At 64.8% G+C, this 11,014-nt stretch carries 12 protein-coding genes; 5 read left to right on the top strand and 7 right to left on the bottom strand.

Going from position 1 to position 11,014, the window contains the following annotated elements:
* Nucleotides 1-202 precede the first annotated feature (202 nt).
* Nucleotides 203-595: a PilZ domain-containing protein gene (locus AAC014_RS14360; protein WP_339709660.1), complete on the top strand. Its 393-nt coding sequence runs from the start codon at nt 203-205 to the stop codon at nt 593-595.
* Nucleotides 596-599: 4 nt separating this feature from the next.
* On the opposite strand, the gene AAC014_RS14365 is transcribed toward AAC014_RS14360, so the two are convergent.
* The 3 genes from AAC014_RS14365 to AAC014_RS14375 are packed head-to-tail and all read right to left on the bottom strand — an operon-like array spanning nt 600 to nt 3,116.
* A complete protein-coding gene (locus AAC014_RS14365; RefSeq protein ID WP_339709662.1) occupies nt 600-722 on the bottom strand; it encodes a DUF2474 family protein in 123 nt (40 codons plus the stop codon).
* Entirely contained in the window at nt 709-1,713 is a 1,005-nt protein-coding gene (gene cydB, locus AAC014_RS14370; protein ID WP_339709665.1) for a cytochrome d ubiquinol oxidase subunit II, read from the bottom strand. The genes AAC014_RS14365 and cydB overlap by 14 nt, the downstream gene beginning before the upstream one ends.
* Entirely contained in the window at nt 1,710-3,116 is a 1,407-nt protein-coding gene (locus AAC014_RS14375; protein ID WP_339709789.1) for a cytochrome ubiquinol oxidase subunit I, read from the bottom strand. Before AAC014_RS14375 ends, cydB begins: the two co-directional genes overlap by 4 nt.
* Nucleotides 3,117-3,324: 208 nt before the next feature.
* Between AAC014_RS14375 and AAC014_RS14380 the strand changes: the two genes are divergently transcribed.
* Together AAC014_RS14380 and AAC014_RS14385 are read left to right on the top strand one after the other, a co-directional pair.
* The gene (locus AAC014_RS14380) at nt 3,325-4,140 is read left to right on the top strand and encodes a ferredoxin--NADP reductase (protein ID WP_339709668.1); all 816 of its coding nucleotides are present in this window, start codon (nt 3,325-3,327) and stop codon (nt 4,138-4,140) included.
* Nucleotides 4,141-4,194: 54 nt separating this feature from the next.
* The gene (locus tag AAC014_RS14385; RefSeq protein ID WP_339709671.1) at nt 4,195-4,878 is read left to right on the top strand and encodes a peptidylprolyl isomerase; all 684 of its coding nucleotides are present in this window, start codon (nt 4,195-4,197) and stop codon (nt 4,876-4,878) included.
* A 2-nt stretch (nt 4,879-4,880) separates the two neighbouring features.
* Here AAC014_RS14385 and AAC014_RS14390 read toward each other — a convergent pair whose 3' ends face one another.
* The 4 genes from AAC014_RS14390 to AAC014_RS14405 are packed head-to-tail and all read right to left on the bottom strand — an operon-like array spanning nt 4,881 to nt 9,389.
* Nucleotides 4,881-6,062 (bottom strand): dihydrolipoamide acetyltransferase family protein, encoded by a 1,182-nt coding sequence (locus AAC014_RS14390; protein WP_339709674.1) that lies wholly within the window; start codon nt 6,060-6,062, stop codon nt 4,881-4,883.
* A 6-nt stretch (nt 6,063-6,068) separates the two neighbouring features.
* Nucleotides 6,069-7,073 (bottom strand): alpha-ketoacid dehydrogenase subunit beta, encoded by a 1,005-nt coding sequence (locus AAC014_RS14395; protein ID WP_339709792.1) that lies wholly within the window; start codon nt 7,071-7,073, stop codon nt 6,069-6,071.
* Nucleotides 7,074-7,086: 13 nt separating this feature from the next.
* The gene (locus AAC014_RS14400) at nt 7,087-8,316 is read right to left on the bottom strand and encodes a 3-methyl-2-oxobutanoate dehydrogenase (2-methylpropanoyl-transferring) subunit alpha (RefSeq protein ID WP_339709677.1); all 1,230 of its coding nucleotides are present in this window, start codon (nt 8,314-8,316) and stop codon (nt 7,087-7,089) included.
* Nucleotides 8,317-8,333: 17 nt separating this feature from the next.
* Nucleotides 8,334-9,389 carry a Glu/Leu/Phe/Val dehydrogenase dimerization domain-containing protein gene (locus AAC014_RS14405; RefSeq protein ID WP_339709679.1) on the bottom strand — a complete coding sequence of 352 codons (1,056 nt, stop codon included), beginning with the start codon at nt 9,387-9,389 and terminating at the stop codon, nt 8,334-8,336.
* A gap of 120 nt (nt 9,390-9,509) precedes the next feature.
* On the opposite strand from AAC014_RS14405, the gene AAC014_RS14410 reads away from it, so the two are divergent.
* Nucleotides 9,510-9,995 (top strand): Lrp/AsnC family transcriptional regulator, encoded by a 486-nt coding sequence (locus AAC014_RS14410; RefSeq protein WP_339709682.1) that lies wholly within the window; start codon nt 9,510-9,512, stop codon nt 9,993-9,995.
* Entirely contained in the window at nt 9,992-10,849 is an 858-nt protein-coding gene (locus AAC014_RS14415; RefSeq protein ID WP_339709685.1) for a DUF2520 domain-containing protein, read from the top strand. Before AAC014_RS14410 ends, AAC014_RS14415 begins: the two co-directional genes overlap by 4 nt.
* Nucleotides 10,850-11,014: the final 165 nt, after the last annotated feature.

Raw genomic sequence — 11,014 nt, forward strand, 5'->3', positions numbered from 1 at the left:
TGGGGAGGATCGCCATTTCTGGCAGGCCCTTTGTTGCACCTGCGAAGGGGGGCTGACCACCGCAAAGTCTGCATCGCTCGTTGCAAGAATTGCAACGTTGGCCGGAAATCAACTTCTGCGGGCGTCCGTTAAGATTTTCTTTACACTTTGGGCGCACACCGGCGCTGCGGGGGATCACGGGCTTCGACAAGGGGCGGCTCAGATGATCCAGTTTTTTGCAAGGTTGCAGGGCGTACTTCCCACATGGCGCGGTGATGGCGGCAAGGCGCTCGCGGGAGGACCGGAGCGGCGCGGCGCCACGCGGTCTCTGGCGCTGTTCTGGTCGGCGCGGATGCGGACGCGGGGGTGGGCGGGGCCGGCGACCGTGGTGGAGATTTCCGCGCGCGGGATGCGGCTGCGCAGCCCCTATTACCCCGAGATCGGCGCGCGCATTGTGGTGGATTTGCCGGGTAACGCACCGCTTGCCGGTGTCGTGCACTGGGCGGAGCACGGCCGGTTCGGGATGCAGTTCGACCGCGAGGCGGATGTCGTGACGATCCTGCGGGCACACAAGCGGGCGACGGGGCGCCACCTCGGCGTCGACGACCCGGCCTGAAGGTTCAGCGCAGCCAGGCCTTCAGCAGCATCGCGACAACGCCGAGCGCCGCGACGCTCGCCGCCCAGATCGCCGCCATCCAGAGGAGGCGCTTCCAGAGGGGCGCATCAGTCTCAGTGGTAGCCATGGCTGCCGACCTTGCCGCGGAACACCCAGTAAGCCCACGCGGTGTAGGCGAGGATGAGCGGCATGACGAGGACGACGCCTACGAGCATGAACACCTGGCTGCTTTCCGGCGCGGCGGCGTCCCAGATCGTGACGCTGTTCGGCACCACGTAGGGAAACATGCTGATGCCGAGACCGATGGTGCCGAGCAGGAACAGGCCCAGCGAGAGCAGGAACGGCGACCACGTCGCGCGCTTTTTCAGCGTGCGGAACAGGAAGTAGGTGGCGATGACGACGAGCAGCGGCACCTGGCTGGTGAAGAGCATGTTCGGCATTTCGAACCAGCGCTCCCAATAGTGGTGCTCGAGGAAGGGGGTCGCGAGGCTGACAGCGACCATCAGCGCCAGGGTTGCGAGCGCGGCGCGGCCCGCGAGGCGGTAGGCATGATCGAGCGCGCCGCCTTCCACCTTCACGATCAGCCACGTCGCGCCGAGCAGCGCATAGCCCGCGACGACGCCCGCGCCGGTGAGCAGGCTGTATGGGCTGAGCCAGTCGAGCCAGCCGCCTGCGTAGGCGCGGCCGTCGACCGCGATGCCCTGCAGGATCGCGCCGAGGATCATGCCCTGCGAAAAGGCCGCGACGATCGAGCCGCCGGTGAACGCCATGTCCCAGAAAGCGCGGTGAGCGGGATCGCGCCAGCGGAACTCGAAGGCGACGCCGCGGAACACGAGCCCGAGCAGCATCGCGATAATGAGCGGATAGGTCGCGGGCAGGATGATCGCGTAGGCGAGCGGAAAGGCTGCGAATAGCCCGCCGCCGCCAAGCACCAGCCACGTCTCGTTGCCGTCCCACACGGGCGCGATCGCGTTCATCGCCTGATCGCGCTCTTCGCCCTTGAAGACCGGGAACAGGATGCCGATGCCGAGATCGAACCCGTCCATTACCACATAGGCGAAGATGCCGAAGGCGATGATGAACGCCCAGACGGTGGTGAGATCGATGTTGACGCTCATTGTTCGGCCTCCATGGCGGGGGCGGGGGTGATGCCGGCTGTTCGGGTCGGGCCGGGTTCGGCCTCGACGCCTTTTTCACCGGCTTTCGGCCGGTGCGACATCAGCTTCAGAATGTACCAGGTGCCCGCGCCGAACACCGCGAAGTAGATGACGACGAAGGCGAGTAGTGAGGCGCCGACGGCAGGGGCGGCAAGCGGGGAGGCGCTGTCTGCGGTCCGCAGAAGGCCGTAGACCGTATAGGGCTGACGCCCGACCTCGGTCGTCACCCAGCCCGCGATGACGGCGACGAAGCCCGACGGCCCCATCACCATCGCTGCGCGGTGCAGCGGCGGCCAGTCGTAGAGGCGGCCTTTGAGGCGGGCGACGAGGCTCCACATGCCGATTCCCAGCATCAGCGTGCCGATGCCGACCATGATGCGGAATGCCCAGAACACGATGCCTACCGGTGGCTGCTCGTCGCGCGGCACGGTGTCGAGCCCGGCGAGCGGTGCGTTCGGATCGTGTTTCAGGATCAGCGACGACGCCTTCGGGATCGCGACCGCGTAGTCGATGCGCTGCTCTTTGCTGTTCGGGATGCCGAAGAGATAGAAAGGCGCGCCGTCCGGGTGGCTCTGATAGTGCCCCTCCATCGCCATCACCTTCACGGGCTGGTGTTCGAGCGTGTTCAGCCCATGCATGTCGCCCGCGAAGATCTGCACGGGCGCGACGAGCGCGGCCATCCACATCGCCATTGAGAACATGATGCGTGCGTGCGGGTTCGCGCGATCTTTCAGCAGGTGCCACGCGCCGACCGCGCCCACGACGAACGCCGTGGTGAGATAGGCGGCGATCACGGTGTGGACGAGGCGGTAGGGGAAGCTGGGGTTGAAGATGATCGCCCACCAGCTTTCGCCGGGGAGAAACTGGCCGTTCTCGCCCATGATGTGACCGACCGGGGTCTGCATCCACGAATTGACGCTGAGAATCCAGAAGGCCGAGATGAACGTGCCGATCGCGACCATCAGCGTGGCGGTGAAGTGAAGTTTCTTCCCAACCTTGTTCATGCCGAACAGCATCACGCCGAGGAAACCCGCTTCGAGGAAGAAGGCGGTGAGCACTTCATAGGCCATGAGCGGGCCGATCACCGGACCGGCCTTGTCCGAAAACACCGACCAGTTGGTGCCGAACTGATACGACATGACGATGCCCGAGACGACGCCCATCGCGAAGGCGACCGCGAAGATCTTCAGCCAGTAGCGGAAGAGATCGAGATAATGGTCCCGCCCGGTCTTCAGCCAAAGGCCTTCGAGCACGGCGAGGTAGCTCGCCAGCCCGATCGAGAAGGCGGGAAAGATGAAGTGGAAGCTGACCGTGAACGCGAACTGGATACGCGCCAGCAGCACGGCATCCACGGAACCGAACATTGATTCGAACACAGCGGCGACTCCTTGCCGTCAGCCTATCTGTTTGACCTGGCTAGCACATTTCGGTCGGCGGTACGACCGGTGCAATGCGACGCAATGTTCCGCGACGTTCTGTCTCGCAGGCATGGGCAAGGGATGAACATTTGCAAATCATTCTCAATAGCGTAAAAGAACTCGCGATTCGCCAGCTTGAGATGAAAGACGATCCATGAGCGACCGCGCAGCGGCAGCCCGCATCCTCGCGCCGTCCGATGCGCTGACCGTGGAAACCGTGCGTGCCGTGCGGCACTGGAACGAACACCTGTTCAGCTTCACCACCACGCGCCCTTCCAGCTTCCGCTTCCGTTCGGGCGAGTTCGTGATGATCGGCCTGCCTGGTGAGCGGCGGCCACTGCTGCGCGCATACTCGATCGCAAGTCCCGCATGGGCCGAGGAACTGGAATTCCTGTCGATCAAGGTGCCAGACGGGCCGCTCACCGCGCAGCTTCAGCGGATCAAGCCCGGCGATCAGCTTTTCCTAGGCCGCAAGCCTACAGGAACGCTGGTTGCCGATGCGCTGCTGCCCGGGCGGCGGCTGTTCCTGCTCTCGACCGGCACGGGCCTCGCGCCATTCATGAGCCTCGTGCGGGATCCCGATATTTACGAGCGGTTCAACCAGATCGTGCTCGTCCATTCGGTGCGGCAGGTCAGCGACCTTGCCTATCGTACCGAGCTTGAAAGCCATCTTGCCGGCGATCCCTTGGTACAGGATCAGGCGTTACTGCAGCTTTCCTATCTGCCGACCGTAACGCGCGAACGGTTCCGCACGACCGGACGCATCGACGCGCTGATCGAGGACGGCACGCTGTTCGGCCCGCCGCTGCGAGGACCGAAGGCATTCGATCCCGAAATCGACCGTGTGATGATGTGCGGCAGCATGACGATGATCCGGTCGCTCGCCGCGCGGTTCGAATCCAGCGGTTTTGCCGAAGGATCGAACGCGGCGCCGGGCCAGTATGTGATCGAACGCGCGTTCGTTGGTTGAAGGGAAGCGGTTTTGCGATTCCGCCGGACGGCAAGCCGCACTAACCTTGTCGCCATGATTCGACTCACAGCCCTTTGCACCGCGCTGCTTGCCGTTGCCGTCGCCATGCCTTCGCTCGCGCAGACCGAGCAGCAGACCGAGCAGCAGATCCCCGCAACGCCTCCCGAAGTGCCGCCCGCGCCGCCGCCGGTGCCGGAGAAGGTCTACGAGACCGTGCGTGTCACTATCACGACCAGCGAGGGTCCGATCGTGCTGGCGCTGGAAAAGGAACGTGCGCCGATCACGACGGCGAATTTCCTGCGCTACGTCGATCAGAAGCGGCTGGACGGCACGGCCTTCTATCGTGCGATGAAGCTTTCGGACGACGGCAGCTACGGGCTCATCCAGGGCGGCACACAGGGCAATCCCAAGAAGGTGCTGCCCAAGATCGCGCACGAACCGACGACGAAGACCGGGCTTGCGCATACCGACGGCGCGATCTCTATGGCGCGCGGCGCGCCAGGCAGCGCGGACGGCGATTTTTTCATCACCATCGGCGCGCTCGATTCGCTGAATGCCGATCCGTCGAAAGCCGGCGACAATCTTGGCTTTGCCGTGTTCGGCCGCGTCGTCGAGGGCATGGACACGGTGCGCAAGATCATGAACGCGCCGACCTCGCCGACGCTGGGCGTAGGCGTGATGAAGGGGCAGATGATTGCCGCCCCCGTGCGCATCCTCACCGCACGCCGTGCGCAGTAGACTCAGCGCGCCAGCAGCAGCGTCGGGGACTCGAGAAGTGCCTTCACCTCGCCGATGAAGCGCGCCGCGTCGTATCCGTCCACCACGCGGTGGTCGAACGATGAGGACACATTCATCATCTTGCGGATTTCGATGCTGCCGTTCCGCACGACCGGACGCTCGACGAGCCGGTTCGGGCCGATAATCGCGACCTCCGGATGATTGATGACCGGCGTTGTCGCGATGCCGCCGAGCGTACCAAGGCTGGTGATCGTGATCGTGGAGCCTGAGAGTTCGTCGCGCTTCGCTGTGCCATCGCGCGCGGCGGCGGCGAGGCGTGCGATCTCTTCGGCGAGTTCCCACAGGCCGAGGTCCTGCGCGTTTCGAACGACGGGCACGATGAGGCCGTTGTCGGTCTGTGTCGCGATGCCCGCATGGACAGGCGTATAGCGGCGGACGATTCCGGCCTCGTCATCGTAGGTCGCGTTGATCTGGGGGAACTGCGGCAGTACGCGAACGAGCGCCTGGATGAAGAACGGCAATAACGTGAGCTTCGGCCGTTCGTTTCCATAACGCGCGTTGAGTTCGGCGCGCGCGGCTTCGAGCGCGGTGAGATCGATCTCCTCGACATAGGCGAAATGCGGGATGCGCCGCGCGGAGATTTCCATTTTCTCCGCGATCTTGCGGCGCAGGCCGACGAGTTTCGTCTCGGTGAATTCACCAGCGGCGGGCGCAGCCGGTTTCTGCGCCGCGGCAAGGTGTGCTTCGAAATCGGGGCGGCGAATGCGGCCATAAGGGCCGGAGCCTTTCACGTCTTCGAGTTGCACGCCGGACTGCTTCGCAAGGCGGCGCACTAGCGGCGAGGCCTTGGGACGCTGTGCGGCGGGCGCATGTGCGGGGGGCGGTGTTTCGACCGGTGTTGGAACGGGCGCTGCTTCCTCGACGGGTTCGGCAGGTGCTTCGCCTTCCAGTGCGAATTCAACAAGCGCCGAGCCGATCTGCCGAAGCTGCCCCTCTTCGCCGTGGATCGCGACCACGGTGCCGGAGACGGGCGAGGTAAGTTCCACGGTCGCCTTGTCGGTCATCACGTCGGCGAGCGGCTGGTCCTCGGCGACCGCATCGCCGGGTTTCACGTACCACTGGACGAGTTCGGCTTCGGCAATGCCCTCGCCGATGTCGGGCAGTTTGAAGACGTAGTTCGCCATCGCGCCTCAGGCCTCCATCGTGCGCCGGAGCGCATCGCCGACGCGCTTCGGACCAGGGAAATATTCCCATTCGAAAGCGTGGGGGTAGGGCGTGTCCCAGCCGGTCACGCGCTCGATCGGGGCTTCGAGATCGAAGAAGCAATGCTCCTGCACCAGCGCGGCGAGTTCGGCGCCGAAACCGCAGGTGCGTGTCGCTTCGTGGACGACGACGCAGCGGCCGGTCTTGTTCACCGACTGCGTGATGGCTTCAAGATCGAGCGGCATTAGCGTGCGTAGGTCGATGACTTCCGCATCAATGCCGGTTTCACTCGCTGCCGCAAGCGCGACATGCACCATCGTGCCGTAGGCGAGCACGGTGACGGCGCTGCCCGCGCGCACGATGTTCGCCTTGCCGAGCGGCACGACATAATGGCCGTCCGGCACCTCGCTTGCGGGATGCTTCGACCAAGGCTCGACGGGCTTGTCGTGGTGTCCGTCGAAGGGGCCGTTGTAGAGGCGCTTGGGCTCGAAGAAGAGCACGGGGTCGTCGTCCTCGATCGCGGCGATCAGCAGACCCTTGGCGTCGTAAGGGTTGGACGGGATCACCGTCTTCAGGCCTGCGACGTGCGTGAAGATGCCTTCGGGGCTCTGGCTGTGCGTCTGGCCGCCGTAGATGCCGCCGCCGTAGGGACTGCGCACGGTGATCGGGGACCACCATTCGCCGCCTGTGCGATACCGCATCCGCGCGGCTTCGGAGATGAGCTGGTCGGTGGCGGGATAGATGTAGTCCGCGAACTGGATTTCGACGACCGGCCGCTTGCCATAGGCGCCCATGCCGACCGCGACGGCGACGATACCGCCTTCGGAAATCGGCGCATCGAATACGCGGGTCAGCCCATGCTTTCGCTGGAGGCCATCGGTTGCGCGGAACACGCCGCCGAAATAGCCGACATCCTGCCCGAAGATGGTGACGGCGGGATCGCGCGTCAGCGCCACGTCCATCGCGCTGTTGAGCGCCTCGATCATGTTCATCGTCGCCACGGCGTTATACCCCCGCCTGCTTGCGCTGTTCGACAAGATGCGGCGGCATCTCCTTGTAGACGTCGTCGAACATCGAAGAGGCCGGAATGCGCGCGCCTTCCTTCAGCGTGCCGTAGCTCTCGGATTCCTTGCCCGCCGCGCGAACCACCTCCTCAAGCTCCTTTTCAAGTACGGCGTGCCGATCTTCGCTCCAAAGGCCCGCGCCGATCATGTGCGTCTTCAGCCTTTCGATGGGATCGCCGAGCGGCCAGACAGCGGCTTCCGCTCCAGGGCGATACTTGCTCGGATCATCGGAGGTGGAATGGCCTTCGGCGCGGTAGGTAAAGAGCTCGATCACCGTGGGGCCGAGACCGTTGCGCGCCCGGTTCGCCGCCCAGCGCGTGACGGCGTAGACGGCGAGGAAATCATTGCCGTCGACGCGCAGCGAGGGGATGCCGTAACCGAGCCCGCGCGATGCGAACGTCGTGCGCTCGCCGCCGGCGATGCCGGAGAAGGACGAGATCGCCCACTGGTTGTTGACGATGTTGAGGACGACCGGCGCCTGATAGACGCTGGCGAAGGTCAGCGCGTGGTGGAAGTCGCCTTCCGCCGTTGCGCCTTCGCCGATCCACGCGGCGGCGATGCGGCTGTCGTTGTCGGCGGCGGATGCCATCGCCCAGCCGACCGCCTGGCTGTATTGCGTTCCGAGATTGCCCGAAATCGAGAAGAACCCCGCTTCGCGGCTTGAATAGAACACCGGCATCTGCCGCCCTTTCAGGCGGTCGCGGCTGTTCGAATAGACCTGGTTCATCATGTCGACGAGCGGCCAGTCGCGCGCCACGAGCAGGCCTTGCTGGCGGTAGGTGGGGAAACACATGTCACCGTATTCGAGCGCGAGCGCCGCCGCGACGGCGACAGCCTCCTCGCCCGTCGATTTCATGTAGAAACTCGTCTTGCCCTGCCGTTGCACACGCACCATGCGCGCGTCGTAGGCGCGCGTCAGCATCATCGCGCGCAGGCCCTTTTCAAGCACGTCGGCGGAGAGCTCCGGGTTCCAGTCGCCGACCGGATTGCCGTCGTCATCCAGCACGCGGATCAGCGCCCAGGCCAGATCGCGGATCTCGGCGGGATCGACATCTTCAGCGGGCCGGCGAACCTCGCCCGCGGGCGGCACTTTGATGTGCGACATGTCGGGCGTCTCGCCGGGGCGGCAGCCGGGCTCGGGAATGTGTAGGCGCGAACTGTTCTTCAGCATGGCGGTTCTCTTGGGTTTCAGGCTGCGGCACGGTGCCCGCGCGCGATGATGCGGCGGGCGAGCGTGTCGGCGACGACGTGCGGCGGCGTGTTGTCGCTTGCGGCAGCTTCGAGGATGCGGGTGAGGCGCGGCGCGATCTCGCCGACGCGCCGCGCGGCCTCTTCGGGCGCCTCGCCGAGATATTCGGCGGAGACGTTTATGATGCCGCCCGCGTTCACGACATAATCCGGCGCATAGACGACGCCTCGGGCGGCCAGCGCTTCGCCGTCCGCTTCGGTTGTAAGCTGGTTGTTCGCCGCGCCGCAGACGAGGCGCGCCTTCAGCGCGGGAATCGTCCGGGCGTTCAGCACGCCGCCGAGCGCGCAGGGAGCCAAGATATCCGCGTCGGCGGCAACGATTTCGTCAATGCCGACAGCCCGCGCGCCGAGTTCCGCGACGAGCGCATCGACGCGGCGCCGATCGATATCCGCGATCACGAGCCGTGCGCCCGCACCGCGCAGCATCCGGCACAGCGCTGCGCCGACGTTGCCCGTGCCCTGCACCGCGACGGTCAGGCCTTCAAGGTCGCTGCCCAGTGCAAAGCGCGCCGCCGCGCGCATCGATTCAAACACGCCGCGCGCGGTCCAGGGTGAGGGGTCGCCGCCGCTCTTGCCCGGCTCCGCATCAAGGCCCGCGACATAGCGTGTGCGCTCGCGAACCCGCTCCATGTCGGCAACGCCGGTGCCGACGTCTTCGGCTGTGACATAGGCGCCGTCCAGGCTTTCCACGGCATCGCCGAAGGCGCGGAACAGCGCAGCGCGGTCGAAGCTGCCGGCCGGGCGCTGCAGCACCGCCTTGCCGCCGCCGAGCGGCAGTCCTGCGACCGCATTCTTGTAGCTCATGCCGCGCGCAAGCCGGATCGCGTCGGCTGTAAGGTGGGTGTGGCTGTCGTAGTGCCAGAAACGGCACCCGCCGGCCGCCGGTCCGAGCGCGGTCGAATGAATGGCAATGACACCGATCACTTCGCCGTCCGCATCGCTGACGACGTGGATATCTTCCTGAAAATCGCTGACTTCGTGCGGCCGGTGGACCATCGGAGCTCCCTTTCGCGCAAAAGCCTAGCACGCATCCGGCTGATAAAAATTGCTCGTATGTTTGTATGCGGCGATCTATGGAATGAGTTATTCGGGAATGTGCGTATAATGGAATAAATCATGCTAGAAGAGCTGGACGCGTTCGAGCGCAAGATTCTCGCGATCCTCCAGAAGGATTCGTCACGGCCCACCACGGAGATCGCGGAAGAGGTTGGGCTGTCGCAGGCGCCGTGCTGGCGGCGCATCCAGCGGCTCAAGGAGGCGGGCTATATCAAGGGGCAGGTGAGCCTGCTCGATCGGCGCAAAATGGGCCTCAACACGCAGGTCTTCGCCCAGGTGAAGCTCACCCGCCACGGCCGCTCCAACCTCCACGAGTTCTCGGATGCGATCCGCGAGTTTCCCGAAGTGCTTGATTGCTTCGTGCTGCTTGGCCCGGTCGATTTCATGCTACGCATCGTGACGCGCGACATTGAGACCTACGAACGCTTCTTCTTCGAAAAGCTGTCGCAACTTCCCGGCGTGCAGGAGGTGCATTCGATGGTGGCACTCTCCGAGATCAAATCGACGACGGAGTTGCCGATTCTGGAGAGCGAGGCGGCGGCGTGATCGCGGGGCGTGTCGGCATCGTTGGTACGGGCCGGGTCGCCCGCGCGCTGGCGCTGGGGCTCGGCGTCCGGTCTTCGGCGACACCGATGATGTGGGGACGGACACCGGCGCATTTGCCTGAAGGGGGCGGCGTGCTGGCGGTGCGGTCTCTGGAGGAGGTCGCAGAGCAATGCGACGTGATCGCGATCGCGGTATCGGACGACGCGCTCCTGCAGGTCGTGGACGCGTTTGCGGGAGCTCAATTTCGGCCAGGAGCGCTGGCTTTTCATGTCAGTGGAGGAAGCGGCACGGCCATTCTCGAACCGCTCCGCATCCGGGGCGTAAGGACGGCGGCGGTACACCCGGTAATGACCTTCACGGGCAACGCGGACATCGAAGTCCAGCGCATGGCGGGCGCCTGTTTCGCCATCACGGCACCGGATGGAGATACGATGCGGCAGGCACGAACGATCGTCAAGGCCTTGGGCGGTATCGCTGTGGAGATCGCCGAAGACAGGCGCACGCTTTATCATGCCGCGCTCTCTCATGCGGCGAACCATCTCGTCACGCTCCTTGCGGGGGCGACGCGCGCGCTCCATGCGGCGGGTATCGAACACCCTGAATCCCTGGTCGCGCCGCTGGTGCGCGCATCGCTCGAAAACAGCATCGCAAAGGGGTTCGACGCACTTTCCGGGCCGCTGCTGCGCGGAGATGTGAACATGGTCCGGGGGCACCTGGCCGCACTCGCGAACGACTGCCCGGAAGTGCTTCCCGCCTACCGTGCCATGGCGCTTTCTACGATCGACGAACTGGAGCGCCGCAACAAAGCAGCGACGCTGTCAACACTGCGGGCTGTGGTCGACGACGTACAATAGAACCGCCCGACAGGCAGCGCCTCGTCATCTTGTGGGCCTCAGGTTTCGCGCGCCGTAGCGATTTCATCGTCGAGCTATTGCGTATAAGAATATTTTTCTTATACGCTAATATCGTTCTTGATCGCCTAATGAAGGGAATTCGACATGGATCGCAGCCACTTCGCG

The sequence above is a fragment of the uncultured Sphingosinicella sp. genome, assembly GCF_963974575.1.
Lineage (GTDB): Bacteria > Pseudomonadota > Alphaproteobacteria > Sphingomonadales > Sphingomonadaceae > Sphingosinicella.